The sequence below is a fragment of the Aeromicrobium sp. Root472D3 genome, from assembly GCF_001426485.1.
GTDB lineage: Bacteria > Actinomycetota > Actinomycetes > Propionibacteriales > Nocardioidaceae > Aeromicrobium.
The window spans coordinates 1,713,177-1,740,054 of the sequence record NZ_LMET01000001.1; the positions used below are offsets into that span (position 1 = coordinate 1,713,177).

A 26,878-nucleotide genomic window follows, 5' to 3' on the forward strand; every position below is an offset into this window, starting at 1 on the left:
CCGCGGCCGCGGTTTCCCGGGTTCACCTGGGAAACTGCGCGATCGGGGCGGCTGTGTCTGAGGTAGCGGCACGACGTCTGAGGTAGCCCGACGGCGCCCGGATCAGGGCATTCGCCCGATGTGGTGGGCGTGCCTCAGCGACGAGTGTGGGTGATGTCGAGAGGAGACATCATGTTCACCGAATTCACCGCCCAGGCCCAGGTCCAGCAGCAGGAGCGCGAGCTCACGAGGGCGCTCGAGCGCCGACGGGTCGCCGCCGAGCGCGCGATCGAGCAGCACGGGGGAGAGCGCCTCGCCCTGATCGCGCACCTGGCCCGCGAGAGCCGCCGCGCGCGGCCGACGACCGGCGGCGCCCCGCGCCCCGTCGCCGGCTGAGCCTCCGGCGGGGTCAGTCGCCCCGCCGGGGCCCGAGGGTGTCCTCGAGCATCACGGGCCGCGCCACGACCGTGCCGCACACCGCGATGACGGCGGCGAGCCCGATCAGGCAGACGAGCGGTGCGGTCCACGAGCCCGTCGCGTCGTGCAGGGCACCGACGCCGAACGGCCCGAGGCCTGCGATCAGGTAGCCGAAGCCCTGCGTCGCGACCGACAGGGCGGCGGTGCCGGCGGTCGTGCGGGTGCGGCGCGCGATCATCGTCAACGACCACGTGAACGCGCCGCCGCCGAGCCCCAGCAGCACGGCCCACGCCCACGGCGTCGTCGCGGGCGCGACCAGCACGCCGAGCCAGCCGATCGCCGTCACGGCGGCGAACGCCCACGGCAGGTAGGGGGTGTCGCCCGTCAGGCGCATGAGCCACGGCAGCGACAGCGTCAGGGGGATGCCGACGGCACTGACGACCGCGAGCAGCGCCCCCGCCGAGCCGTCCGAGATGCCCGCATCGGTCAGGATCTCGGCGAACCAGCCGAACTGCGCGTAGGCGGCGGCCGACTGGGCCGCGAACAGCAGCACCATGGCCCACACCAGACGCGAGCGCAGCACGACCGACATCGGCAGCCGGTCGTGCGCCTCGGGGGAGCCGTGGACGTCGCGCCGCAGCATCAGCAGCCACGGCACGAGCGCGACGACCGACAGCACGGCCCACGCCCCGACGCCCTGGCGCCAGCCGCCGAGCGCGTCCGACAGCGGCACCGTCGCGGCCGAGGCCAGCGACGCGCCCGCCATCAGTGCCGCGCCGTACATCGAGCTGACGAGCGGGATCCGGTCGGGGAAGTGCGCCTTGACCAGCGGCGGCAGGATCACGTTGCCGACCGCGGCGCCGGCCAGCGCCACGACGCTGCACAGCAGGAACACGACGGTGCTGTCGACCAGCGAGCGCGTGACGATGCCCGTCGCGACGAGCACCAGCACGGCGGCCGCGGCGCGGTGCAGGCCGGCGCGCCGCACGAGACCGGCGGTGCCGACGCCGAAGACCGCGAAGCACACGACGGGCAGGGTCGTCAGCACGCCGGCGACCGTCGCGCTCATCGCCAGGTCGTCGCGGATGCTGCCCAGCACGACGCCGATGCTGCCGACCGCGACGCGCAGGTTGGCGGCGAGCAGCACGATGGCGGCCGCGACGAGCCACCGTCCGCCGGTGGTGGGGGCGGGGGAGGGAGTCGTCACCCGTCCATTGTCCCGGGCGGCCCGCGGGTAGCCTCGACGGGTGACGACCCTCGAGGGAACCCCCAATCCCGAAGCGCCGAACCCGCAGCTGCCGATCGTGCAGAAGCTGCGCATCCGCTACGCCAAGCGCGGACGTCTGCGGTTCACGAGCCACCGCGACTTCGCCCGTGCCTTCGAGCGGGCGGTGCGCCGCGCGGGCATCCCGATCGGCTTCTCGTCGGGCTTCACCCCGCACCCCAAGATCAGCTACGCGAACGCGTCGCCGACCGGTGCCGCGAGCGAGGCCGAGTACCTCGAGATCGGCATGACGCGCCCCTGCGACGCCGACGAGGTCCGCGGCCTGCTCGACGCCGCGCTGCCCGAAGGGCTCGACATCGTCGACGTCGTCGTGGCCCGCCCCGGTGCGCTCGCCGACCGTCTGCAGGGCAGTGCCTGGCAGATCGCGCTGCCCGGCGTGACGGTCGAGCACGCCGCGTCGGCGGTCGAGGGATTCCTCGCCGCCGACGAGGTCCTGATCGAGCGGATGATGAAGCGCGGGCTCCGCACGCTCGACTGCCGGTCCGCCGTGCTGCGCCTCGCGGCGCGTTCTGACGAGACCCCGTCAGGACCGTGTGCGATACTGGTGGTGGTTGTGCGACACGACACACCGTCGATACGACCAGACGACGTTCTTGCCGGACTCCGTTCCAGCGGGGGCCTCGAGCTCGAGCAGACGCCCATCGCGACTCGCTTGGCCCAAGGTCCTCTGGATGCGGGGGACGGCTCGGTGGGCGATCCACTTGCCTTCGACCGCGACGTGCCCTGATCGGGTGCTGACCGCGGCGGCAGGTGTGGGAGTCGATGTGACAGACCGGATGACGCCGTCACACCCCCGCGCGTGGCGCAGGGGTTGACCGAACTTCAGGTCCGCAGGCCGGACCGCAGACGAGCCAGGGGCCGATCCCGATCGGCGCAGGGCGAAGGAGAGCGCATGCTCGACGAGAACGAGACACCGACCGACAGCACCACCGCCAGCAGCCCCGCACCGCAGACGCGCCGCCGCGCGGCCGGGCGTCCCGCGGGCCCGCCCGCGGCCGTCAGCTTCGCGGCTCCCGTCGCGGCCCCCGCGAAGGCCAGGGCGGCGAAGGCTCCCGCGGCCGCGGAGCCCGTCGACGACGAGCCGGCCGCCCCGGCGGCCCAGGCGCCGGCCAAGAAGGCCGCGAAGAAGGCGCCCGCGCGCCGGGCCACCAAGAAGGCGTCGGCCCCCGCGCCCGTCGCCGACGTGGTCGACGAGACCGCGGACGACGACGCCGAGTCGGCCGAGGTGCTCGAGGACACCGCCGAGGCCGCCGCGCCCGTGGCTGCGGTCGCCGCGATGTTCCAGGCTCCCGAGCCCGGCCTCGCCCCGGCCCGACGGTCCCGACCCGAGGTCGAGACGGCCGACGCCGACACCGACACCGACGAGCAGGACGACGCCGAGTCCGACGACGACGACCCCGACGCACCCCGTCGCCGTCGCCGCAGCCGCGGCGGACGTCGCCGCCGCAAGGGCGAGAGCGACACCGACGAGTCGTCCGACGCCGACGCCGATCAGACCGACGAGTCCGACGACGACGGCAACGGCCCCACGCGCCGCCGTCGCCGTCGTGCCCGCGCCGGCGAGGGTGCCGACGTGCAGCCCGACGACCCCGAGAACACCGTCGTGCGGGTCCGCAACGGTCGCAGCGCCGAGGACGAGATCACCGGCGTGCAGGGCTCGACACGCCTCGAGGCCAAGAAGCAGCGTCGCCGCGAGGGCCGTGAGGCCGGACGTCGTCGCGCGCCGATCGTGTCGGAGGCCGAGTTCCTGGCCCGCCGCGAGTCGGTCAAGCGCGAGATGGTCGTGCGCCAGCGCGACGACTACACGCAGATCGCGGTCATCGAGGACAACGTCCTGGTCGAGCACTACGTGGCGCGCGAGTCGCAGGTCTCGATCATCGGCAACGTCTACCTCGGCAAGGTGCAGAACGTGCTGCCGAGCATGGAGGCCGCGTTCGTCGACATCGGTGCCGGGCGCAACGCCGTGCTCTACGCCGGCGAGGTCGACTGGACCACGCTCGGCAACGGCAAGGCCCGCAAGATCGAGGACGCGCTGTCGCCCGGCCAGACGATCCTGGTGCAGGTCAGCAAGGACCCGATCGGCCAGAAGGGCGCCCGCCTGACCAGCCAGGTCAGCCTGCCCGGCCGCTTCCTGGTGCTCGTCCCCGGCGGACAGACCAGCGGCATCTCGCGCAAGCTGCCCGAGAACGAGCGCGCCCGCCTCAAGACCCTCCTCAAGGAGGTGCTGCCCGAGAACACCGGCGTCATCGTGCGCACGGCGGCCGAGGGCGCCACGGAGGACCAGCTGACGCGCGACGTCACGGCGCTGTCGGCCCGCTGGGAGGTCATCGAGGGCAAGGTCGCCGCGGGCAAGGCCCCCGAGCTGCTCTACTCCGAGCCCGACCTGATGATCAAGGTCGTCCGCGACCTGTTCAACGAGGACTTCCACGGTCTCGTCGTCGAGGGTGACGACGCCTGGGACATGATCAAGGGCTACATCGACCACGTCGCGCCCGACCTGACCGACCGCGTCAAGCGCTGGGACGACACCGAGGTCGACGCGTTCACGTCGTACCGCCTCGACGAGCAGATCCACAAGGCGCTCGACCGCAAGGTGTTCCTGCCGTCCGGCGGCTCGCTGGTCATCGACCGCACCGAGGCCATGACGGTCGTCGACGTCAACACCGGCAAGTACACCGGCTCGGGCGGCAACCTCGAGGAGACCGTCACCAAGAACAACCTCGAGGCCGCCGAGGAGGTCGTGCGCCAGCTGCGCCTGCGCGACATCGGCGGCATCATCGTCGTCGACTTCATCGACATGGTGCTCGAGAGCAACCGCGACCTCGTGCTGCGACGTCTCGTCGAGTGCCTGGGGCGCGACCGCACGCGTCACCAGGTCGCCGAGGTCACGTCGCTCGGCCTGGTGCAGATGACGCGCAAGCGCATCGGCACGGGCCTGCTCGAGTCGTTCAGCCACGAGTGCGACCACTGCCACGGCCGTGGCGTCCTGATCCAGGACGCCCCCGTCGAGCCCAAGCGCGACGAGCCCCGCCGGGGCCAGCGCGGCGGTGGTGGCCGCGGAGGCAACAGCGGCAACAGCGGCAACGGGAACAACGGCGGCGGCAACAACGGCGGCGGCAACAACGGCAACGGCAACGGTGGCCGCTCCCACGGCGGCAACCAGCAGGGCAACGGCGGAGGACGGGGCGGTGCGCCGCGGCCCACCGAGCCCAAGGCCGAGGCCCCCCAGGCCGAGACGCCCAGGCCGCAGCCGTCGACCCCCGCTGCGCCCGCTGCCGCGGCCGCTGCGGCTCCGCAGACGTCCGAGCAGGCCCCCGCCGAGGTCGTCGCACCTGTGACACCTGACACAGCGCCGGTCGCGCCGGTCGAGTCCCCGACGTCCGAGGCCCCGGCGGCCGCGAGCGCCGAGCCGGCCGAGAAGCCCGTCACGATCCGGCGTACGGCGCGCAAGCGCGGTGCGGCGAGCAAGCCGGCCGGTCCTCCGGCACCTGCCGAGCCGCTCCCTTTCGCTGGTGGCGGCGACGGGGGAGATGACCCCGTTTTGACCCGCGAGGGTCCGGCTACGTAAACTGTCCCTTCGGTGCGTCCAGCGCCCCGTTCTTCGCGCGTCCTGCTTGTCGTGGGCCGTGCCCCAGAGTTGAAATGAGTGAGGATTCCGTGGTGTACGCAATCGTGCGCAGTGGCGGCAACCAGCAGAAGGTTGCTGTCGGCGACGTCATCGAGATCGACAAGGTCGTCCAGGCCGAGGGCGAGACGGTCGCGCTTCCCGCCGTCCTCTTCGTCGACGGCGACACAGTGACGGCCGACGCCGACTCGCTGGCCAAGATCACCGTCACGGCCGAGGTCCTCGGCCTGACGAAGGGTCCCAAGATCGTGATCCAGAAGTACAAGAACAAGACGGGCTACAAGAAGCGTCAGGGTCACCGTCAGAAGTACACCCAGGTCAAGATCACCGAGATCAAGAAGTAGAGGACTGAGCACATGGCACACAAGAAGGGCGCAGCCTCCACCAAGAACGGCCGCGACTCCAACTCACAGCGCCTCGGCGTGAAGCGCTTCGGCGGTCAGCTCGTCAACGCCGGCGAGATCATCGTCCGCCAGCGTGGCACCCACTTCCACCCCGGCACCAACGTGGGCCGTGGCGGCGACGACACGCTCTTCGCGCTGTCGGCGGGTGCGGTCGAGTTCGGCCGTCGTCGTGGACGCAAGGTCGTCAACATCGTCCCGGGCGTTCCTGTCGCGTAACGCCTGGAGCAACACCCGTAGAACGCAGTAGAACCAGTGAGGTGGGGCGGTCCGCAGCTGCGGACCGCCCCACTCTGCTTTCCCCTCATCGATCCACGCCCGCACCCGGGCCCGTACGGAAGGAGCGGCCGATGGCTGTCCCCAGCTTCGTCGACAAGGTGACGCTCCACGTCGCAGGCGGGTCCGGTGGCGACGGTGTGGCCTCGGTCCACCGCGAGAAGTTCAAGCCCCTCGGAGGCCCCGACGGCGGCAACGGCGGCAACGGCGGCAGCGTCATCCTGCAGGTCGGCGCCGACGTCACGACGCTCATCGACTACCACCACGAGCCGCACCGCCGCGGCACCAACGGTGCGCCGGGCGCGGGCAACAACCGCAGCGGCAGCAACGGCGAGGACCTGGTGCTGCGCGTCCCCGACGGCACGGTGCTCAAGGACTCGTCGGGCGAGGTGCTGGCCGACCTCGTCGGTCCCGGCACCGAGCTCGTCATCGCGGCGGGCGGGCGTGGCGGCCTGGGCAACTCGGCCCTGGCCTCGTCCAAGCGCAAGGCCCCCGGCTTCGCCCTGAAGGGCGAGCCCGGCGACGAGCTGACCATCACGATGGAGCTCAAGGTCGTGGCCGACATCGGCCTCATCGGCTTCCCGAGCGCCGGCAAGTCCAGCCTGATCGCCTCGCTGTCGCGGGCCCGGCCCAAGATCGCCGACTACCCGTTCACGACCCTGGCGCCCAACCTCGGCGTCGTCACGGCCGGCTCGACGACGTTCACGGTCGCCGACGTCCCCGGCCTGATCGAGGGTGCCAGCGAGGGGCGCGGCCTCGGCCACGACTTCCTGCGCCACGTCGAGCGCTGTGCCGCCCTGGTGCACGTCATCGACTGCGCGACGGTCGATCCCGGCCGCGACCCGCTGACCGACCTCGACGTCATCGAGGCCGAGCTCAAGGCCTACTCCGAGGCGACCGGCAGCGACCTGCTCGACCGTCCCCGACTGGTCGCGCTCAACAAGACCGACGTGCCGGACGCCAAGGAGATCGCGGGCTTCGTGCGCGACGAGCTCGAGGCGCGCGGCCTCGACGTCTTCGACGTGTCGGCGGCCAGCCACGCCGGCCTGCGCGAGCTGTCGTTCGCGATGGCCGAGATCGTCGCCTCGCGGCGCGCCGCGGCGCCCGTCGCCGAGATCACCCGCATCGTCCTGCGCCCCAAGGCCGAGGCCGGGGTCGGTCGCGAGTTCACGATCACGCAGGTCAACGGCCAGTGGGTCGTGCGCGGCGAGAAGCCCAAGCGCTGGGTGCGCCAGACCGACTTCTCCAACGACGAGGCGGTCGGCTTCCTGGCCGACCGGCTCAACCGGCTGGGCGTCGAGGACGAGCTGCTCAAGCTCGGCGCGACGGCCGGCGACGACGTCGTCATCGGCGACGAGGACAACGCCGTGGTCTTCGACTTCGACCCGCAGGTCACGGCCGGTGCCGAGGTGCTGGGCCGCCGCGGCGAGGACCTGCGCATCGACCAGTCCGACCGTCGCACGAACGTGCAGCGACGCGCGGAGCTCGCGGCCAAGCGGGCCTTCGAGGCCGAGCGGCGCGAGGAGCGCGGCGAGAGCCGCGAGCCCGACTGGACCTTCCCCGAGGACGCCGACGACCTGGAGGATGGCGCTCTCGAGGGCGGCGAGGGCGAGGACGTCCGCTAGTGGCGCGCGTCGTCGTCAAGGTCGGGTCGTCGTCGCTGAGCTCGGCCGGCGGCGGCCTCGACGCCGGGCGCGTCGATGCCCTGGTCGACGCCCTCGCGGCCGCGCGCGGCCGCGGTGACGAGATCGTCCTGGTCAGCTCGGGAGCCATCGCCGCAGGTCTGGCGCCGCTCGGCCTGTCGCGGCGTCCCCGCGACCTCGCGACCCAGCAGGCCGCCGCCAGCGTCGGCCAGGGCGCCCTGATCGCCCGCTACGCCGAGCGCTTCTCGCAGCACGGCCTCGTGGTCGGACAGGTGCTGCTGACCGCTGACGACGTCACGCGCCGCAGCCACTACCGCAACGCGTTCCAGACGTTCGCGCGCCTGCTCGACCTCGGGGTCGTTCCGGTCGTCAACGAGAACGACACCGTCGCGACCAGCGAGATCCGCTTCGGCGACAACGACCGGCTGGCCGCCCTGGTGTCGCACCTGGTGCACGCCGACCGCCTCGTGCTGCTGTCGGACGTCGACGGCCTGTACGACGGCGACCCGTCGCTCGAGGGCACGAGCCTGGTGCCCGACGTGCGCGGCGAGGCCGATCTCGCGGCGCTCGACATCGTGCGGCCCAGCGCGTCCGCGATCGGCACCGGCGGCATGGTCACCAAGGTCGAGGCCGCCCGCATCGCGACCGGCGCGGGCATCCCGGTGCTGCTGACGTCGGCCGCCAACGCGGCCGCGGCGCTCGCCGGCGAGGGGGTCGGCACGACGTTCCACGCGACGGGCCGTCGCCGTCCCACCCGTCTGCTGTGGCTCGCGCACGCCAGCACCACCAAGGGGCGCGTGCACCTCGACGCCGGCGCGGTCCGGGCCCTGACGCTGCGCAAGGCGTCGCTGCTGCCGGCCGGCATCACGGGTGTCGGCGGCACCTTCAGCGCCGGCGACCCGATCGACATGGTCGGGCCCGACGACGTCGTGATCGCCCGCGGCATCGTCAACTACGACAGCGCCGAGCTGCCCGCCCTGCTCGGACGGTCGACGCACGAGCTCGCCGCCGAGCTGGGCGCCGAGTACGAGCGCGAGGTCGTGCACCGCGACGACCTGATGCTCGTCTGACCTGCGCCAGTACGATCTGGGGCGTGAAGGAACTCGTCCACGACGCCGCCCGCCGCGCTCGCACCGCCGCCGCCACCCTCGCGCTCACCACACGTGCCGACAAGGACGCCGCGCTGCACGCGATGGCCGACGCGCTGGTCGCCGCGACCGACGCGATCGTCGCGGCCAACGACGTCGACGTCGAGACGGCTCGCGCCGCGGGCACGGGCGAGAACGTCGTCGACCGGCTGCGGCTCGACGCGTCCCGGGTCGCCGCGTTCGCGCAGGGGCTGCGCGACGTCGCGGGCCTGCCCGACCCGGTCGGCGAGGTCGTGCGCGGCTCGACGCTGGCCAACGGCCTGCGCATGCAGCAGGTCCGCGTGCCGATGGGCGTCATCGGCATGATCTACGAGGGACGGCCCAACGTCACCGCCGACGCTGCCGGCATCTGCCTCAAGGCCGGCAGCGCGGCGCTGCTGCGCGGGTCGGCGTCGGCAGCGCGGTCGAACGCGGCGATCGTCGACGTCATGCGCGGCGCCCTCGAGCACGCCGGTCTGCCGGCCGACTGCGTCCAGCAGATCCCGGCGGACGACCGGTCGTCGGCGACGCACCTCATGCAGGCGCGCGGGCTCGTCGACCTCGTGATCCCCCGGGGAGGGGCCGGCCTGATCCAGGCGGTCGTCGAGGAGTCCACGGTCCCCGTCATCGAGACGGGTGTCGGCAACTGCCACGTGTACGTCGACGCCGACGCCGATCTCGACATGGCGCTCGCGATCGTGATGAACGCCAAGACCCACCGCACGAGCGTCTGCAACGCCGCCGAGTCGCTGCTGGTGCACCGCGACGTCGCCGCCGACTTCGTGCCGCGGGTCGTCCGGGCGCTGCACGAGGCCGGGGTGACGGTGCACGGCGACGAGACGTTCCGTGCCGCGGGCCCCGCCGTCGTGGCCGCGACCGACGACGACCACGCCGCCGAGTACCTGTCGCTCGACATCTCCGCGCGGGTGGTCGAGTCGCTCGACGACGCCGTCGCGCACATCCGCCGGTTCTCGTCGGGGCACACCGAGGCCATCGTGACGTCGTCGCTGGCCGCGTCCACCAGGTTCACGCGCGGCGTCGACTCCGCCGCGGTCATGGTCAACGCGTCGACGCGCTTCACCGACGGGGGAGAGCTGGGCTTCGGGGCCGAGATCGGCATCTCGACGCAGAAGCTGCACGCGCGTGGCCCCATGGGCCTGACCGAGATGACCACCACGACGTACGTCGTGACGGGCGACGGCCACGTCCGCTGAGCCACCTCGGTGAGCCGTGGGCGCGGGGCGGGGTCGCTGACGCGTCGCCGTCGGCGGCTCACTGATATCCTCGGCCCATGCATTCGTTCCTCGTCGCCGCCGAAGAGTCCGAGCACCAGCTGCGTGACATCGGCATCAACCCGTACGCGGTCGGCGCGATCGCCCTCGCGATCCTCGTGGTCCTCGTCCTGGCCCTGCTGGCGTTCGGCAAGGGACGCGAGCACTCCTGACCGGCGTGGTCCCCGCCCGCCGGCGCGTCGGCGTCATGGGCGGCACGTTCGACCCCATCCACCACGGTCACCTCGTGGCGGCCAGCGAGGTCCAGTCGTGGTTCGACCTCGACGAGGTCGTGTTCGTCCCGACGGGCCAGCCGTGGCAGAAGGCCGATCGCACGGTCTCCCCGGCCGAGGACCGCTACCTCATGACCGTCATCGCGACGGCCGCCAACCCGCGCTTCAACGTCAGCCGGGTCGACATCGACCGTCACGGCCCGACGTACACGATCGACACGCTGCGCGAGCTCTCGGCGCTGCACCCCGACGCCGACCTGTACTTCATCACGGGCGCCGACGCGATGGCCGCGCTGCTGACGTGGCGCGACCACGACGAGCTGTTCGAGCTGGCCCAGTTCGTCGGCGTGACCCGTCCCGGTCACGAGATGGACGACGCGACGCTCGACGGCCTGCCCGCCGACCGCATCACGCTCGTCGAGATCCCCGCCCTGGCGATCTCGTCGACCGACTGCCGTCACCGCGTCGAGCGCGACGAGCCGGTCTGGTACCTCGTCCCCGACGGCGTCGTCCAGTACATCGGCAAGCACGAGCTCTACCGGGCCCCCACGACCACCGACACCACCGCAGAAGAAGGCATCCCCACATGACAGCCACCGACCGCGCGGTCGAGCTGACCCGCGCCGCCGCCGACGCGGCCGGCGACAAGCTCGCGACCGACATCATCGCCTTCGACGTCTCCGAGCAGCTCGCCCTGACCGACGTCTTCCTGCTGTGCTCGGCGTCGAGCCAGCGCCAGGTCAAGGCCGTCCAGGACGCCATCGAGGAGCGCATGATCGCGCTCGGCGTCAAGGCCGTCCGCCGCGAGGGCGAGCGAGAGGGCCGCTGGGTGCTGCTCGACTTCCAGGACATCGTCGTGCACGTGCAGCACCAGGAGGAGCGGGTCTTCTACGCCCTCGAGCGACTGTGGAGCGACTGCCCGACCGTCGCCGTCGCGTGACGCTGTCACGGTCGCAGCGCCGCATCGTCCTGTGGCGGCACGGCCGCACCGAGTGGAACCTCGCCGGACGCGTGCAGGGCCAGTCCGACACGCAGCTCGACGACGTGGGCCGCGAGCAGGCCCGCGCGGCAGCGGCGCGTCTGGCCGCCCTCGAGCCCGATCGCATCGTGAGCTCCGACCTGGTGCGCGCGCACGACACGGCGCGTCAGCTGGCTCGGGTGACGGGGCGTGAGGTCGAGCTCGACCCGAGGCTGCGCGAGATGAACTTCGGCGAGCGCGAGGGCATGACGTGGCGCGAGGCGTGGGCCGCGTTCCCCGACGGGATGCGCGCCTGGGTCGAGGGCGACGAGACCCAGATCCCCGGCAGCGAGACGCACCGGCAGGCCGGCGAGCGGTTCGCCGACGCCCTGCGCGACCACCTGGCGCAGCTGCCGGCCGGGGGGACGCTCGTGGTCGTCGCCCACGGCGCCGTCCTGCGCACCGGCGTCTGCTCCTTCCTGCAGATCCCCGAGACGCACTGGTCGAGCTTGGGCGGCCTGAGCAACTGCTCGTGGTCGGTCCTGGAGGAGAACCGCAGCGGCGACTGGTCGAAGTGGCGGCTGACCGAGTGGAACGCCGGCACGCTCCCGGAGCCCGTCCTGTCGGACGAGGAGTGACCCGGTTTGGGGAAGACGGAGGGGACACGCTAGGCTTGGCGAGGCCCTGCTGAGGGGCTCACCGCGGGGCATTGGCGCAGTTGGTAGCGCGCTTCCATGGCATGGAAGAGGTCAGGAGTTCGAATCTCCTATGCTCCACCCGGTACGACGAAGGCCCCGCCTGACGGCGGGGCCTTCGTCGTTGTCGCGGGTGTCCCGGGCGGTCAGACCACCAGCGCGATCGCGATGACCATCGGCAGCGAGATGAGCGACGCGATGCTCGTCACGACCGTCATGGTCTTGAGCGCCCCCTGCGTCGTCAGGTTGAGCAGCGACTTGAACATCCAGAAGAAGTTGCTGTTGACCTGTAGCGCGAACATCGCGCCCGAGGCGATCGCCAGACCGATCGCGATCGGTGCGACCCCCGTCGAGGCGACGACGGGCGCGATGATGCCCGCGGCGGTGATCGCGGCGACCGACACCGAGCCGATCGCCAGGTGCAGCAGCGCGGCGATGAACCAGGCGAGCAGCACGCTGACGATGATGGGTGCGCCGGCATCGGCGGAGAACAGGTCCGACAGCGTCTTGTCGAGGCCCGTGGCCGTGATGACCTCGCCGAGCGAGCCGCCGATGCCGGTGATCAGCAGGATCTCGCCGGTCGTGCTGAAGCCCGACGACAGCGCGCCGTCGGTCGACTCGCGTCCGGCCGTCGTCCGCGACAGCACGTAGGCCCCCACCAGGCCGATGAACAGCGCGATGTTGGCGTCGCCGAGGAACGCGATCGCCGGGCTCGAGAAGTCGCCCAGGTCGGCGAAGGCCCCGAACGCGATGAGCAGCAGCGGCACGAGGATCGGCAGCAGCAGGACGCCCAGGGGCAGCCCGCGGTCCGCGCCCTTCTCGGCGGCGCGGGCGCGCTCGTCGGCGGCCTCGGTGGAGGCGAGCTCGCGCTCGTCGGCCGCACCGCGCTCCTCGTCGTGCTCGGGCTTCCAGTAGCGCGTGCGCAGCAGCAGCGAGAACAGGAACGTCGTCAGGATCGCCGTCAGGGGGCCGAGCACGATGCCGTAGACGAGCCACGTGCCGAGCGGGATGTCGAGCAGTCCCGCGATCGAGACCGCGGCGAGCCCGGGGATCACGAACACGTAGCCCGCGAAGATGCCGGTGCCGATCGCGCCGGCCAGCAGCGGGAGCCCGCGACGACCGATGTGCGGGGCGGACGAGCGGGCCAGGGGAGCGGCGAGGACGACCTGCACGTCGACGTAGATCGACGGGAAGATCGTCGACAGCGCACCCGTCAGGGCGTAGGGGAGACGCCCGGGCCCCACCAGCGCCAGCAGGGCGTGCACCAGCTTGGTGAACGTGCCCATCGAGTGCAGGAGGGCCCCGATCAGCACTCCGAACCCGATCAGCAGGCCCACCTCGGCCATGATGTTGCCGAAGCCCGTCGTGATGGCCGTGACGGTGTCGGCGAAGCCGACGCCGGCAGCCAGCCCCAGGTAGAGCGACGCGATGATCAGCGAGATCACCGGATCGACCTTGACGACGATGATCAGACCGACCGCCAGGACGATCGCGATCGCGGTGTGCAGGACCTCCACAGGACTTCCCCCTCCAGCCGAGCCGGCGGGCGCCGCCTCGGCTGTGCACTCTACTGCGACGCACGTCACGTCGACCCCCCTCCCGAGGGGCCGCGCGTTGGTAGCGTGTGCCCGTGCCCCGACCGACCCTGCGATCCGCCTTCATCGCGGTCGTCGTCGCGATCGTGGGCCTGCACCTCGTCGCGGTGACGCTCGCCGCGCTGCCGCCGAACCGCTACTCCGACGCGACGCGCGGGCAGACGTCGTACCTCGACCCGTACTTCACGCAGAACTGGCGGCTGTTCGCGCCCAACCCGATCTCGGAGGACCGCAGCCTGCTGTTCCAGGCCGCCTACACCGACGCCGACGGCGACCAGGTGCGCACCGAGTGGGTCGACTGGACGGCCGTCGAGCTCGACCTCGTCCGGCACCGGCTGATCGGCGGCCGGGCGGGCTACGTCACCAACAAGCTCGTGTCGCCGCTGCAGAGCCGCGCGGCCGCCCTCGACGACTCGCAGGAGGTCGTCGTGACGAGCTCGCCGCAGACCGACCCGCCGAGCTGGGCCGAGTTGTCGGACGAGCTCGAGTCGGCGGGCGCCTCACCCACGGCACGGCTGGGCTTCCTGCGCTACGAGCAGGCCGCCACGCAGCTGGCCACCGACGTCCTGCAGGCGCGGTACCCCGACGTCGAGCTGACCGCGGTGCGCTACGCGATCAGGCGTCAGGGGGTCACGCCGTTCGCCGCCCGTGGCGGCACCGCGGCCGAGCGCCGGGCCGCCCGGCCCGAGGTCGTGCGCGACGTCGGTGGGTGGCGGCGACCGACCCCGGGCTCGGCGTCCGAGCGGGCGTCCGTCCGCGACTTCGACCGGAGCCACCGGTGATCGCGCGCGCCGCGGCCTGGCTGACCGACGCCAAGCACTCGACGTACGGGCTGTCGGTCACCCGCATGATCCTGGGCTTCATCGTCGCGAGCCAGCTGATCGTGAACTGGCCCGACCGGCAGTACACGTGGGGCGACGGGTCGCGGTGGACCGAGCAGGTGCTGGCCGGCCGCGGCTGGCCGTCGTTCCTCGGCCTGTTCGCGCAGACCGGCGGCGCGTGGTTCGACCTGGCGTACCTGGCCACGATCGTGTTCGGCGTGCTGATGATGCTGGGGCTCTACACGCGGGCGTCGTCGTTCATGACGCTGCTGCTGTGGGTGTCGCTGTACGTCAGCAACCCGTTCGTCGGCTCCGGGGGCGACGCGATCCTGCGCATGGTGCTGCTCTACATGTGCTTCACCGACGCGGGCCGCCACTGGTCGCTCGACGCGCGCAGCCGCCGCCGGCGGGGCGAGGTGCCGGGCATCGTCCCCGCGTGGATGAGCAACACGCTGCACAACCTCGCGACGATCCTGATCGTCCACCAGGTCGTGATGGTCTACCTCGGGTCGTCGTTCTGGAAGGTGCAGAGCGCGGTGTGGAAGGACGGCACCGCGGTGTACTACCCGTTGCAGACCGACGCGTACTCGCCGTGGAACGACGTGCTGCACCCGCTGTACGCGAGCTCGGCGTTCATCGCGGGCGCGACGTACACCGCGATCTTCGTGCAGATGTTCTTCCCGGTGTTCCTGATCTACCGCCCGACACGGTTCGTGGCGCTCCTCGTCGTGACCGCGATGCACCTCGGGATCGGTCTGCTCATGGGGATCATGTACTTCTCGCTGGTCATGATCGCGGTCGACATGATCCTCGTCAGCGACACCTCGTGGGTCCGAGCGCGCTCGTGGGTGCACCAGAGGGTCGCGCGGTCATCAGATGAAAGTCCCGGTCGAGATGGGACCAAGGTCACATAACCTGAGCGACACTTTGTTCGTTGCAGTCTTGGAGATGTGCCCAAGATTGTGAGTACAGTACTTCTCAGTAACGTGGCTCATGTCACATGTGCGGTCCCGAACTCCTGCGTTCGGCATCGGAACCTCATACCTCTAAGGGAGTCCTTTCTCGATGAACAAGCTTGCCAGGAACACCTTGGCCCTCGGCACGGCGACGATGATCGTCACCGCCGCGGTGTCGTTCTCCGCCAACGGCGCCGACGCCACCAAGTCGTACTCGACGGGACGGTTCCTGACCGGATCGATCGGCGGCACCAACCTCGACTCCCTCGCGCAGCTGCGCGGGGTCACGGCCGCCAACCCCGGCAACGCCGGTGCCAACAAGAACCCGCTCGACCTGACCGTCCTGTCGGCGCTCCCGATCAACATCCCCGGCGGTCTGAACCTCGACCTCGCCAAGTTCCTGAGCGCCAGCGGTGCCGCCGGCGCGATCAACCAGTACGCGTCGGCCGAGTCGACCAGCAAGGCGATCGGCGCCTCGGGCGCCGTGAACGACTCCGGTGCCGCCCTGACCACGAACGGCGGCGTCCCCGCCGACGCCAAGGTCTCGCTGAAGAACGGGCCGCTGTCCGGCATCAACGACAACCTCGCCAGCGTCGACCTGGGCCTCGGCGCCGTCTCGTCCAACACGACCGTCGACAAGGGCAACCCGTCGCGCAGCTACAAGATCGCGGGCGCCAACCTGCAGGTCGGTGTCCCGCTCATCGGCACGCTCGTCAACCAGCTGTCCACCGCCGTCGCGCCCGTCAAGGCAGCCGACGACATCACGCTCTCGGCTGCCCAGATCTGCCCGCTGGTCGGCAACACGCTCAACGTCACCACGACGACGCTGCTCGCCCAGCTGGACTCGCTCGACCTGGGCGCGCTGGCCGACCTGCTCGACCCCATCCTGAACAACCCCGCCGCCCCGATCACGGGCGTCGACCTCTGCGCGGTCAACCCCCTCCTGTCGGGCGTGCAGGGGCTCACCGCCGGGCTGGACCAGCTCATCAAGGTCCAGGTCACGGGTCTCGACCAGCTCACGACCGGCCTGGCGAACTTCTCCAGCGGTGGCGTGTCGGTCGACCTCAACACCGGCAAGATCACGCTCGACCTCGAGCAGATCCTGACGGCCGCCGGCGTCAACCTGAACCAGCTGCCGCCCAACACGAACCTGCTGCAGTTCATCACGACCGGGCTGATCAGCGAGAAGATCACCTCCGTGCTCGACAAGGCGATCAGCGATCTGGTCACCAACCTGGGCAAGGTCGACGTCAGTGTCACGCTGGCGGACACCGCGCTGCCGATCAAGCTGACGGACCTGACCGGTCAGCTCGTCCCGCCGCTGGTGCAGGCCCTGACGCAGGCGACGAGCGCCGTCACGCAGCTGGGAACCCCGATCGACGCCGCGCTGTCGCAGCTCGTCCCGTCGCTCAACAGCCTCGTCGAGCTGACGGCGAACAACCAGTCGCAGTCCAAGACCCCGACGCTCAGCACCGGCACGGTCAACGCCGGCTCCATCAGCGCGGCCGCGGTGGGCGACTACTACCGCACGTCGGCTTTGAAGATCAACGTCCTGCGCAGCTCGCTGAACGTCGAGCTGGCCGCGTCGGAGGCTGCGACGCTCGCTGCTGACGTCGTCAGCGACCAGGTCGCCGCCGCCGACGACTCCGACGCTCCCGCCGACAACGGTGACGGCAGCGACTCGGTCTCCGACGGTGCCGACGCCAACGCCGACAACGGTGACGACTCCGACACCGTGGCCGACGCCGACGCGCAGGCCGACGCCGACGTGACGACGGCACTGCCGTCGACGGGTGCGCCGAACCTGCTCCCGTTCTGGCTGCTGGGCATCGCCCTGCTGCTGTTCGGTGGTGCGGTGCTCCTCAACGAGAAGCGTCGCCTGAACCAGGTCTGACCGATCCGACACGACTGCCGGTGACCCGCGTGGGTTGCCGGCAGTCGTGCGTCCGGCCCGACCCCGCCCCGACCTAGGATGACTCGCATGCCGCCAACGCCCGTGGAGGACGCCGTCGAGCGTCCCCGGCACCGGTGGATCGTCGAGCTGCTGCTCGTCGTGGTCCTGGTGCACTCGGTGGCGCTCGCGCTGTGGCTCGCGCCGTCGAGCCCGATCCGTGACGCCGTCGGCGAGGGACGTCTGGCCAGCTACGTCGACCCGTACTTCCAGCAGGGGCGCGACGTCGTCGGCATCGGCACGCAGCAGGTCGACGAGTCGTTCAGCGTCCGTGCCTACGTGGCGCCCGACGCCGGTGGCAAGGGCGCGGCGACCGAGTGGGTCGACGTGACACGCGACGACAACCGCGCCAACCGCCACGAGCTGGCACCCGAGCGCGCCCACCTGATCGCGCGGAGGCTCGCCACCAACCTGAACCTCGCGATGTTCAACCTCAGCGAGGCGCAGCGGCGCGTCGTGCGGGGCCTGACCGCCGACGACCTGCCGAGCACCGTCAGGCCGACCCTCGAGGGCGCCGGCGGACGACCGGAGGCCGTCCGGTTCTTTCAGGCCTACGACCAGATGGCGACGCAGTTCGCGTCGCTGTACGCCGAGGCCAGGTGGGGCGAGGGCGGACGCATCGTCCAGGTGCAGTTCCGGGTCGGCCGCCGCACCGTGCCGTCGTACGCCGACCGCGCCACCACGTCGCTGGACGACGTCGCGTTCCGCGACTTCTCGTTCGGGTGGCGCCGGGCCTTCCGGGGCTCGCTCGACGCCCGCGACACCTTCGACTCCTACGTGAAGAAGTGATGATGACGACGTTGTGGCGTGGCCTCGTGGGCTCCGTGCAGGGGCTCAGGGCCGGGATCGACGACTGGCTCGTGGGCACGCGGCACGCCGTCCGCGCGGCGGCGGTCTGCCGCATCGCGACGGGCCTGGCGGTGCTGGGGCTGCTGGCCTCCAACTTCTCGACCCGCGACATGTGGGTCGGGCAGGGCTCGGTGTGGGCCGAGCCGGCGCGAGCCATCAGCAGCTTCCCGGAGCTGACGCTGCTCGACGGCGTCAGCTCGGACGTGCTGGCGCTGCTGTACGTCGTGACGATGCTCGCGGCCCTCGCGTTCGTGCTGGGCTGGCACGCCAAGGCCGCCAACGTCGTGACGTTCATCGGGTTCATCGCGGTCGTCGGCCAGAACCCGGTCGTCGGGTCGCCCGGCGACAACCTGGTGCGCCTGACGCTGCTGTGGCTGCTGCTGATGCGCGCGTCCGACCACTGGTCGCTCGACGCCGCACGACGCAGCCGCCGTCTCGCCGCGGGCAAGGAGGCGTCCCGCGAGGAGGACGCGCTGCCGACGTGGCTGTCGGCGGGACTGCACAACGTGGGTCTCGTGGCGCTGGGTGCTCAGACCGTGCTGGCGGCCATGGCCGCGGGGCTCGACAAGGTCGCCGACCGGTCGTGGCAGCAGGGCACGGCCCTGTACTCGACGTTGCAGCTGCCCGAGTCGCGGCCGTTCCCGGCGCTGTCGGACCTGCTCGCCGACCACCGCGTGCTGCTGGCGCTGCTGACGTACGGCGTGCTGCTCTCGCAGCTGTTCTTCGGACCGCTGCTGCTGAACCGGTACACGCGTCGACTCGTGATCGTGCTGGCCGTCGTGGTCAACGTGCTGCTCGCGGTCGTCTTCGCGCAGCCGTGGAGCGCGCTCAGCACGCTCGGCGTGACGCTGCTGTTCGTGTCGGACCGGACGTGGGAGCGCGTCGAGGACGTCGTGCTCGGTGCCGCCCAGCCGGTGACCGACTGGACGGTCGAGCGTGGTTACGACGTGCTCGACGGCGTCGACGTGGTGCGCTACAACGTCGTGCTGCCGGTCGTCGACTGGGTGCGGTTCACGATCCTGCGGCGCTAGCGGCGTCGGCGGTCCGGGCGGCGACCCGCCGGCCCGACAGCACCAGCACGACGACCGGGACGACCAGCACCGCCGCGGCGGCGTTGAGCGTGCCGAAGCCGCTGAGGGCCACGACGAGGCCGGCGAGCAGCCCGCCCGACGCCCCGGCGAGGTTCATCGCGAGGTCGGAGAAGCCCTGCACGAGGGGACGCGCGGACGGATCGACCGAGGTCGTGAGGGCGGCGGCGCCGGCGATGACCGAGGCCGACCAGCCGATGCCCAGCAGCACGAGCCCGATCGTGATCTGCACCTGCGACTCGCCCGACGTGCCGGCGACCCCGGCGGCCAGCAGCAGCACCGACTGCCCGAGCAGGATCGTCCGGTCCTGCCCCCAGGCGTCGGCGAGCCAGCCCATGACCGGTGACAGCGCGTACATGCCGGCGATGTGCAGGCTGATCGTCAGGCCGATGATCTCGAGCGAGGCGCCGTGGTCCTCCATGTGCACGGGCGTCAGCGCCATGACCGCGACCATGACGGCGTGCGACGACGCGATCGCCCAGATCGCGGTCAGGGTGCGACCGCGGACGTGGGGGAGGGCCGCCCTGACGCCGCGGGCGGCGGGAGCCTGGCCGGCGGCCCGCGCGACGAGGGGGTCGGGCCGCAGCAGGACGACGGTCAGCAGGCCGGCCACCGCGAAGCCCGTGGCGGAGAACAGCATGGGCCCCGACAGGTCGGGGAGTCCGAGGGCGTCGGCGACGGCGGCACCGGGACCCGTCAGGTTGGGCCCGATGACCGCGCCGACGGTCGTCGACCAGACGACGACCGAGAGGGAGCGGCCCACCTGGGCGGGCGCGGCCCGGTCGACCGCCGCGAACCGTGACTGCAGGTTCGCCGCGGTGCTGCCCCCGAACAGCAGCAGGCCCAGCAGGGCGACGGGCAGGGACCGGGTCTCGGACCCGACGACCGTCACGAGGGCACCGGCCGCGCCGCTGAGCCAGCCGAGCGTGAGGGCGGGACGTCGTCCGCGCCTGGCCGCCAGCGACGACAGCGGGATCGTGAAGGCCGCCGCGCCGAGCGTCAGCATCACGACGGCCATGCCGGACCAGCCGGACGACCCGGTGATGTCCTTGATCAGCAGCCCGCCGACGGCGAGCCCGGCGCCGTTCCCGACACCCCCGACGACCTGCACCACCACGAGCACCGACACGATCCGCCGCTGCACAGGATCAGGACCGGGGTTCACCCCAGCAACCTAGTCCAGACCACACGCACCACACGACGCCACCACAGGTCCGAACGAGCGCAGCGAGAGAAGGACAAGCGGCGGCAGCGAGCCCCGGCGAGCTGCCGACAGCGGCGACGGAGGAGCCGCGAGGCGGCGAAGCCGCCCGGCTTACCAGATCGTGACGCGCTCGGCCTCGTCGAGCCACAGCTCGTCGTCGGGGGTGACGTCGAAGGCCGCGTAGAAGGCGTCGATGTTGCGGACGACCTGGTTGCAGCGGAACTCGGGCGGCGAGTGCGGGTCGAGCGTCAGGCGGCGGACGGTCTCGGCGGGACGCACCTTGGACTGCCAGGCCTGGGCCCACGAGATGAAGAAGCGCTGATCGGGGGTCAGGCCGTCGATCGGGTCGTCGCCCGGCTCGGTGAGACGGAAGGCGCGGTAGGCGATGCCGAGTCCGCCGAGGTCGCCGATGTTCTCGCCGATCGTCAACGACCCGTTGACCGTCCTGTCGTCGGCGCCGACGGGGCTCAGCGCGTCGTACTGGGCGACGAGCGCCGTCGTGAGCTTCTCGAAGGCCTCGCGGTCGTCGTCGGTCCACCAGTTGCTCAGCGCGCCGGTGCCGTCGTACTGCGAGCCCTGGTCGTCGAAGCCGTGACCGATCTCGTGGCCGATCACGGCGCCGATCGCCCCGTAGTTGACGGCGTCGTCGGCGTCGGCGTGGAAGAACGGCGGCTGGAGGATCGCGGCGGGGAAGACGATCTCGTTCATCGTCGGGTTGTAGTAGGCGTTGACGGTCTGCGGCGTCATGTACCACTCGTCGCGGTCGATCGGCGAGCCGATCTTGGCGAGCTCGCGGTCGGTCGCGACGGCGATCGCGCGGCGGACGTTGCCGAGCAGGTCGTCGGGCGCGGTCTCGAGCGCGGAGTAGTCGCGGAACTCGTCGGGGTGGCCGATCTTGGGGTTGAACGAGTCGAGCTTGGCGTGGGCACGCTGCTTGGTCTCCTCGCTCATCCACGGCAGCTCGGCGATGCTCTGGCGGTACGCCTCGAGCAGGTTGTCGATCAGCTCGCTCATCCGCTCCTTGGACGCGGGCGGGAACTCGGTGCGCACGTAGATGCGGCCGACGGCCTCGCCCATCGCGCCCTCGACGAAGCCGACGCCGCGCTTCCAGCGCGGCCGCAGCTCGTCGGTGCCGCTCAGCGTGCGCCCGTAGAACTCGAAGTTCGCCGCGACGAACGCCGACGACAGGTACGGCGAGGCGCTGTGGACGACCTGCCAGCGCAGCCAGTCCTTCCACGCGTCGAGCTCGGCGGGCACGAGGAGCGTCTCGAGGCCCTCCAGGAACGACGGCTGCGACACGACGACCTCGGCGATGACGGCCGCCGGCACCTGGGCACCCTCGGACCACGAGGCCCAGTCGAAGGACGGCGACAGGGCCTGCAGGCCGTCGACGTCGAGCAGGTTGTACGTCTTCTGCGCGTCGCGGCACGACACGCGGTCCCAGTGGTGGGCGGCGAGGCGGGTCTCGAGGTCCATGACGCGCGCGGCACGGCCCTCGGCGTCGTCGAGGCCCGCGAGCCCGAACATCGTCGTCAGGTGCGTGACGTACGCGGCGCGGATGTCGGCCGAGTCGTCCTCGCGGTAGTACGACTCGTCGGGCAGGCCGATCCCGCCCTGCCCGAGGTGGGTGACGTAGCGGTCGGGGTTGCCGCGGTCGGGACCGATGTACATGCCGAACACGCTGCCGATGCCCTGACGGTCGAGGTCTCCGAGCACCCGCACGAACGACGGGACGTCGGTGACGGCGTCGACGCGGGCGAGCTCGTCGGCCAGCGGCTGCGCGCCGAGCCGCTCGACGCGCTCCTCGTCCATGAAGCTGGCGTACAGGTCGGCGATCTTGCGCTGCTCGTCGTCGACGGGCGACTCGCCGGCCGTCTCGATGATCGTGCGGACCTTCGCCTCGGCCTCGTCGACCAGCGTGACGAACGATCCGGCCGTCGCGCGGTCGGGCTTGATCTCCGCGGTGTCGAGCCACCGCCCGTTGACGTGCCGGAACAGATCGTCCTGGACGCGGGTGGAGGGGTCGAGCTGGGCCATGTCGATGCCGGGGTTCACGTCAGTAGGCTACACACGTGAGGCCAGTCGAATGAGCAGGAATCATCCCGTCCGACTCACGGTCGTGCGCACCGAGCAGGTCGCGCCGTCGATGCGGCGCATCGTCCTCGGCGGCGACGACTTCGACGCGTTCGAGTCGGCGTACCGGGGCATGCGCGAGCCCTACACCGACGCCTACGGCAAGCTCGTCTTCCTGGCCGACGGCCACGACTACCCCGACCCGCTCGACCTCGAGGTCGTCCAGCAGACCATGCCGCAGGAGGCGTGGCCCGTGCTGCGCACCTACACGATCCGGTGGGTCGACGCCGAGGCGCGCGAGCTCGCGATCGACTTCGTGATCCACGGCATCGACGGCGGTGAGGGGGTCGCCGGCCCGTGGGCCGCGCGCGCCGAGCCGGGCGACGTCATCCACCTGCGGGGCCCCAACGGCGGGTACGTGCCCGACACCACCGCCGACCTGCTGCTGTTCGTCGGCGACGAGGCGGGGTTCCCGGCGATCGCGGCCTCGCTCGAGGCGCTGCCCGCGGGCGTGCGCGCCCTGGCGCTCGTCGAGGTCGACGGCCCCGACGACGAGATCGCGGTGACGAGCGCGGCGGACGTCCAGGTGCGCTGGCTGCACCGCGGCGACGCCGTCGCCGGCACCACGACGCTGCTGGACGACGCCGTGCGGGCGCTCGACTGGCCTGCCGGCCGGGTGCAGGCGTTCGTGCACGGCGAGTCGGCGCTGCTCAAGAGCGTCCGGCCGCACCTGCTCGACGAGCGCGGGATCGCGCGGGCCGACATCTCGGTCTCGGCCTACTGGCGCCGCGGGACGACGGAGGAGGGCTTCCGGGCCTGGAAGTCGCAGCAGTCCGACGCCGTCATGCGACCCGGCACGCCGTGAGGCGACCGGGCAGGCCCTGAGGCGTCCGGGCCGGTAACCTCGTCGGGTGACCGAACTGCGCAACGTGGCCGTCATCCTCGCGGGTGGCACCGGGACCAGGGTCGGCCTGTCGATCCCCAAACAGCTCATCAAGATCGCCGGCAAGACGATCATCGAGCACACGATCGCCGCCTTCGAGGCGTCGCCGTTGATCGACGAGATCGTGATCCTGATGACGCCGGGTCACCTCGACCCCGTCCGGGCGATCGTGCAGAACGGCGGCTACGGCAAGGTCTCCCAGATCGTCGAGGGCGGCCAGACCCGCAACGAGTCGACGAGCCGCGCGCTCGAGGCCCTGGGCCAGGACGAGTGCAACGTGCTGTTCCACGACGCCGTCCGGCCGCTCGTGTCGCAGACGATCATCGGCGACGTCGTCGCCGCGCTCGGCACGCACCAGGCCGTCGACACCGCGATCCCGTCGGCCGACACCGTCGTGCAGGTGCACGACGCCCCGGTCGACGACTCGGGTGCCGAGACGATCCAGGACGTCCTTCAGCGCTCGCTGCTGCGACGCGGCCAGACGCCGCAGGCGTTCCGCCTGTCGGTCATCCGCCGCGCCTACGAGCTGGCCTGGCAGGACCCCGACTTCACCGCGACCGACGACTGCACCGTCGTGCTGCGCTACCTGCCCGAGGTGCCGATCGCGGTCGTCACGGGCCACGAGCGCAACATGAAGGTCACCGAGCCGATCGACGTCTACATCGCCGACAAGCTCTTCCAGCTGCACTCGGCCGACGTGCCCGACGCGCTGACCGACGACCAGTACCGTGCGGCCCTCGCGGGCAAGACGATGGTGGTGTTCGGCGGCTCGTACGGCATCGGCGGCGACATCGCCGACCTGGCGCGCGGCTTCGGCGCGACGGTGCACACGTTCTCGCGGTCGTCCACCAACACCCACGTCGATCGTCGCGAGGACATCGCGGCGGCCGCCCAGGCCGTGCTGAAGGAGTCCGACTCGATCGACTTCGTCGTCAACACCGCCGGCGTGCTGGTGATCGAGGACCTCGCCGACACGTCGGAGGAGACGATCTTCGCCGCCACCGAGATCAACTACCTCGCGCCGATCTTCATCGCGCAGGAGTTCCACCCGCACCTGGCGCAGGCCGGTGGCTCGCTGCTGCTGTTCACGTCGTCGTCGTACACGCGAGGGCGTGGCGGCTACTCGCTGTACTCGTCGGCCAAGGCGGCCGTCGTGAACCTGACGCAGGCGCTCGCCGACGAGTGGGCCGGCGAGGTGCGGGTCAACTGCGTCAACCCCGAGCGCACCGGCACGCCGATGCGCACCAAGGCGTTCGGCGAGGAGCCCGAGGGGACGCTGCTCAGCTCGATGGTCGTGGCGCGCCAGTCGCTCGACGTCCTGCTGTCGCAGCAGACCGGGCACATCATCGACATCCGGCGCGAGGACGGCCCGGCCGCGATCGGCGGCGGCAGCTGACGCTGCGGCGCTGCACCGGTCGCGACCGGGCCGGTCGCGGTACGTCAGGTCAGTGCTTGGCGTTCTTGCGCAGCGCCGTGCGCAGCTGCGCGATGCGCACGATGCCCGGGACGGCGACGACGAGCGCGCCGATCACGGCCGACAGCAGCAGGGCGATCGCCAGCGACAGCTGACCCTCGAACCCGAGGAACTTGATCGAGACCTTCTCGGAGTTCTGGGCGATGAACACGAGGAACGCGATCGCGAGGACGGCCGCGGTGATCAGCCCGACCCACAGGCCGCTGGCGCGGGTGCGCTTGACGCGGCCGTTGCGGTCGAGGCCACGCGGGGGAGTCGTGTCGGGACGGTCGGTGGTGGGGGCCGGCTCGGTGGCGGGACGGTCGTGCGTCGCGCCGGTCGGCCGGTCCGCGGTGGACGGGTCGCTCGGGGTCCGGTCGTCCGGAGGCAGGGGGCTGGTCATGGGGACATCGTGCCAGCAACGTCGGCGCCGCGCCCGTCGTGAGACGGCGCGCCGGCACGCGCCCGGCTAGGATCCGTGCGGTGAAGACGTTCCTCAACATCATGCTCGGCCTCGTGGGCATCGCGCTGGTGGCCGCGATCTACTTCATGATCAAGACCACGGGCGGTGGCGACGACGAGCCCGAGGCGACCCCGACCACGACGAAGGTCGTCTACATGTCGACCAACGGTGTGACCGACAACATCGAGCGACGGCTCGAGAAGCGCACCGGCGGCGACCTGCGGATCCGCTGTCCCAAGAAGGTCGACTCCGCGATCGGCACGACGTTCCGGTGCAGCGTCCGCACCGCGACCGGCACCGAGAAGATCGCGCTGGCCACCGTCACGATCGACGGCCCCGACGGCGACTTCACGTGGACGTCGAGCTCGGACGCGCTGCGCACGCCGAGCCCGAGCCCCACGCCGTAGCGACGCGAGGCCCGGGCGCGACCGTCAGAGGCAGTTCTGGGCGTAGTAGGTGCCGAGCCGCTGGGCAGCGGCGAAGTACTCGTCCATGCCGTCCGCGCCACCCGCGGCCGGGTTCATCATCGTGTCGAGGTACGACGACATCGTCTCGAGGTCGCCCTTGACCTCGGCGGGTGCGATGTCCTCGAGGTCCTTGTACGACTGGATCAGCTCGCGCGACTTCTCCTGGATGTCCTCCAGGTCGGGCGTCGAGCCGGTGCCGGTGCCGCCGAGGACGTCCATGCTGCGCTGCTGGATGTCGGTCATCTCGGTGCAGAACTCGCCGGACGTCGTGGAGTCGCCGCCGTCGTCGGGGGCCTCGGTGCTGGGCGCGGCGGTGGTCGGCTCGTCGTCGGGCTCGGGCGCATCGGTCGTGGCGTCGCCGCCGGCGGAGATCGTCGGCTGGTCGTCGTCGCCGCCGAAGAGCTCGGTGGCGCCCCAGGCGGCGCCGCCGATGAGTGCCAGCACCACGACGACCATCGCGATGACGACACCCAGCGGCCGGGCGCCGCTGCCGCCGCCGCTGCCGTCGCCGTCGACCGGGGCCGCGTGCGGCGGGGTGCCGGCGGGCGGGACGGCACCGAACGCCGAGGTGGTCGCGGCCGGGGCGTCGTGGCGGGGCTGCTCGGACGGGAAGACCGCGGTCGGCTCGGGATCGGACGCCGTGGCGGCCTGCTGCGACGGGATGACGACGGTGGGCTCGTGCGCCGGCTCGACGGGCGCCTGCTCGGGGGATGCCTGCGCGGCCGGCACGACCGGCTCGGCGACCGGCGAGACGGGCTCGACCGGCTCGGCCGCGACGGGCTCCTCGGGGGCGACGGGCTCCTCGGCCGCGGGCGGTGCCGGGGGCGCGGGCGGCGTCGGCGGGTTCAGCGCCGCGGCCTGTGCCGCGCGCGCCGAGAGCGCCGCGTCGACGGTCGGGTCGCCCCGCTCGCCCAGCCACTGCAGGAGGCCGTCGTACGCGGCCGGGTTGAAGACGATCGCGGGCCACGTCGCACGGTCGGCCTGGGCCAGCTCGGCCAGCCGTCCGGGAGCCGTGGACGGGTCCTGCGCCTCGCGGACGAGATCTTCGGATGACATGTGGGTTCCTTCCCCCGGAGGTGTCCGCGACCCCGCGGACGTGGTCGAA

At 71.7% G+C, this 26,878-nt stretch carries 26 protein-coding genes and 1 tRNA gene; 21 read left to right on the plus strand and 6 right to left on the minus strand.

Annotation, left to right across the window (positions count from 1 at the left end; genetic code table 11):
* Positions 1-171: 171 nt before the first annotated feature.
* On the plus strand, positions 172-375 hold the full coding sequence (locus ASD10_RS08410; RefSeq protein ID WP_056607281.1) for a hypothetical protein: 204 nt from the start codon (positions 172-174) through the stop codon (positions 373-375).
* Between the two features lie 13 nt (positions 376-388).
* On the opposite strand, the gene ASD10_RS08415 is transcribed toward ASD10_RS08410, so the two are convergent.
* Entirely contained in the window at positions 389-1,603 is a 1,215-nt protein-coding gene (locus ASD10_RS08415) for an MFS transporter (protein ID WP_056607283.1), read from the minus strand.
* A gap of 40 nt (positions 1,604-1,643) precedes the next feature.
* Here ASD10_RS08415 and ASD10_RS08420 point away from each other — a divergent pair, with 40 nt between their 5' ends.
* The 12 genes from ASD10_RS08420 (at position 1,644) to ASD10_RS08470 (ending at position 11,991) form a co-directional block, all read left to right on the plus strand.
* Entirely contained in the window at positions 1,644-2,408 is a 765-nt protein-coding gene (locus tag ASD10_RS08420) for a TIGR03936 family radical SAM-associated protein (protein ID WP_056607285.1), read from the plus strand.
* A 165-nt stretch (positions 2,409-2,573) separates the two neighbouring features.
* The gene (locus tag ASD10_RS08425) at positions 2,574-5,249 is read left to right on the plus strand and encodes an Rne/Rng family ribonuclease (protein WP_082556103.1); all 2,676 of its coding nucleotides are present in this window, start codon (positions 2,574-2,576) and stop codon (positions 5,247-5,249) included.
* Between the two features lie 92 nt (positions 5,250-5,341).
* Complete coding sequence (rplU, locus tag ASD10_RS08430; protein WP_056607287.1) at positions 5,342-5,650, plus strand: 50S ribosomal protein L21; 309 nt, start codon at positions 5,342-5,344, stop codon at positions 5,648-5,650.
* A 12-nt stretch (positions 5,651-5,662) separates the two neighbouring features.
* Entirely contained in the window at positions 5,663-5,926 is a 264-nt protein-coding gene (gene rpmA, locus ASD10_RS08435) for a 50S ribosomal protein L27 (protein WP_056607289.1), read from the plus strand.
* 131 nt (positions 5,927-6,057) lie between these two features.
* Positions 6,058-7,608, plus strand: a complete 1,551-nt coding sequence (gene obgE / locus ASD10_RS08440) for a GTPase ObgE (protein WP_056607291.1) — start codon at positions 6,058-6,060, stop codon at positions 7,606-7,608.
* A complete protein-coding gene (gene proB, locus ASD10_RS08445; protein WP_056607293.1) occupies positions 7,608-8,696 on the plus strand; it encodes a glutamate 5-kinase in 1,089 nt (362 codons plus the stop codon). The genes obgE and proB overlap by 1 nt, the downstream gene beginning before the upstream one ends.
* Positions 8,697-8,719: 23 nt before the next feature.
* Complete coding sequence (locus tag ASD10_RS08450) at positions 8,720-9,967, plus strand: glutamate-5-semialdehyde dehydrogenase (protein ID WP_200938191.1); 1,248 nt, start codon at positions 8,720-8,722, stop codon at positions 9,965-9,967.
* 77 nt (positions 9,968-10,044) lie between these two features.
* Positions 10,045-10,197: a hypothetical protein gene (locus ASD10_RS19175; protein ID WP_192166217.1), complete on the plus strand. Its 153-nt coding sequence runs from the start codon at positions 10,045-10,047 to the stop codon at positions 10,195-10,197.
* Positions 10,194-10,847 carry a nicotinate-nucleotide adenylyltransferase gene (nadD, locus tag ASD10_RS08455; protein ID WP_369797581.1) on the plus strand — a complete coding sequence of 218 codons (654 nt, stop codon included), beginning with the start codon at positions 10,194-10,196 and terminating at the stop codon, positions 10,845-10,847. Before ASD10_RS19175 ends, nadD begins: the two co-directional genes overlap by 4 nt.
* Complete coding sequence (rsfS, locus tag ASD10_RS08460) at positions 10,844-11,197, plus strand: ribosome silencing factor (RefSeq protein ID WP_056607295.1); 354 nt, start codon at positions 10,844-10,846, stop codon at positions 11,195-11,197. The genes nadD and rsfS overlap by 4 nt, the downstream gene beginning before the upstream one ends.
* Positions 11,194-11,853 carry a histidine phosphatase family protein gene (locus ASD10_RS08465; RefSeq protein WP_082556283.1) on the plus strand — a complete coding sequence of 220 codons (660 nt, stop codon included), beginning with the start codon at positions 11,194-11,196 and terminating at the stop codon, positions 11,851-11,853. The genes rsfS and ASD10_RS08465 overlap by 4 nt, the downstream gene beginning before the upstream one ends.
* Positions 11,854-11,918: 65 nt before the next feature.
* Positions 11,919-11,991, plus strand: a tRNA-Ala gene (locus ASD10_RS08470).
* A 65-nt stretch (positions 11,992-12,056) separates the two neighbouring features.
* Here ASD10_RS08470 and ASD10_RS08475 read toward each other — a convergent pair.
* Entirely contained in the window at positions 12,057-13,427 is a 1,371-nt protein-coding gene (locus ASD10_RS08475; protein ID WP_056607297.1) for a GntP family permease, read from the minus strand.
* Positions 13,428-13,540: 113 nt separating this feature from the next.
* Here ASD10_RS08475 and ASD10_RS19030 point away from each other — a divergent pair, with 113 nt between their 5' ends.
* The 5 genes from ASD10_RS19030 (at position 13,541) to ASD10_RS08500 (ending at position 19,113) form a co-directional block, all read left to right on the plus strand.
* Positions 13,541-14,287: a DUF5819 family protein gene (locus tag ASD10_RS19030; RefSeq protein ID WP_162248831.1), complete on the plus strand. Its 747-nt coding sequence runs from the start codon at positions 13,541-13,543 to the stop codon at positions 14,285-14,287.
* The gene (locus tag ASD10_RS19035; protein WP_056607301.1) at positions 14,284-15,240 is read left to right on the plus strand and encodes an HTTM domain-containing protein; all 957 of its coding nucleotides are present in this window, start codon (positions 14,284-14,286) and stop codon (positions 15,238-15,240) included. Before ASD10_RS19030 ends, ASD10_RS19035 begins: the two co-directional genes overlap by 4 nt.
* A gap of 151 nt (positions 15,241-15,391) precedes the next feature.
* Positions 15,392-17,176: a choice-of-anchor G family protein gene (locus ASD10_RS08490; protein ID WP_157432506.1), complete on the plus strand. Its 1,785-nt coding sequence runs from the start codon at positions 15,392-15,394 to the stop codon at positions 17,174-17,176.
* Between the two features lie 87 nt (positions 17,177-17,263).
* A complete protein-coding gene (locus tag ASD10_RS08495) occupies positions 17,264-18,022 on the plus strand; it encodes a DUF5819 family protein (protein ID WP_157432507.1) in 759 nt (252 codons plus the stop codon).
* A gap of 2 nt (positions 18,023-18,024) precedes the next feature.
* On the plus strand, positions 18,025-19,113 hold the full coding sequence (locus ASD10_RS08500; protein ID WP_162248832.1) for an HTTM domain-containing protein: 1,089 nt from the start codon (positions 18,025-18,027) through the stop codon (positions 19,111-19,113).
* Here the strand turns inward: ASD10_RS08500 and ASD10_RS08505 are convergent.
* Positions 19,094-20,335, minus strand: a complete 1,242-nt coding sequence (locus tag ASD10_RS08505) for an MFS transporter (RefSeq protein ID WP_056607309.1) — start codon at positions 20,333-20,335, stop codon at positions 19,094-19,096. The genes ASD10_RS08500 and ASD10_RS08505 overlap by 20 nt on opposite strands.
* Before the next feature lie 150 nt (positions 20,336-20,485).
* Positions 20,486-22,411 (minus strand): M13 family metallopeptidase, encoded by a 1,926-nt coding sequence (locus ASD10_RS08510; RefSeq protein WP_056610046.1) that lies wholly within the window; start codon positions 22,409-22,411, stop codon positions 20,486-20,488.
* A 49-nt stretch (positions 22,412-22,460) separates the two neighbouring features.
* On the opposite strand from ASD10_RS08510, the gene ASD10_RS08515 reads away from it, so the two are divergent.
* On the plus strand, positions 22,461-23,312 hold the full coding sequence (locus tag ASD10_RS08515; protein WP_056607311.1) for a siderophore-interacting protein: 852 nt from the start codon (positions 22,461-22,463) through the stop codon (positions 23,310-23,312).
* 46 nt (positions 23,313-23,358) lie between these two features.
* Positions 23,359-24,786 (plus strand): bifunctional cytidylyltransferase/SDR family oxidoreductase, encoded by a 1,428-nt coding sequence (locus tag ASD10_RS08520; RefSeq protein ID WP_056607312.1) that lies wholly within the window; start codon positions 23,359-23,361, stop codon positions 24,784-24,786.
* Positions 24,787-24,835: 49 nt separating this feature from the next.
* On the opposite strand, the gene ASD10_RS18355 is transcribed toward ASD10_RS08520, so the two are convergent.
* Entirely contained in the window at positions 24,836-25,246 is a 411-nt protein-coding gene (locus ASD10_RS18355; protein ID WP_082556104.1) for a lipopolysaccharide assembly LapA domain-containing protein, read from the minus strand.
* An 80-nt stretch (positions 25,247-25,326) separates the two neighbouring features.
* Between ASD10_RS18355 and ASD10_RS08530 the strand changes: the two genes are divergently transcribed.
* On the plus strand, positions 25,327-25,713 hold the full coding sequence (locus tag ASD10_RS08530; RefSeq protein WP_056607315.1) for a hypothetical protein: 387 nt from the start codon (positions 25,327-25,329) through the stop codon (positions 25,711-25,713).
* Positions 25,714-25,737: 24 nt separating this feature from the next.
* Here the strand turns inward: ASD10_RS08530 and ASD10_RS08535 are convergent, their stop codons facing one another.
* Complete coding sequence (locus ASD10_RS08535) at positions 25,738-26,829, minus strand: hypothetical protein (protein ID WP_056607317.1); 1,092 nt, start codon at positions 26,827-26,829, stop codon at positions 25,738-25,740.
* Positions 26,830-26,878 lie beyond the last annotated feature (49 nt).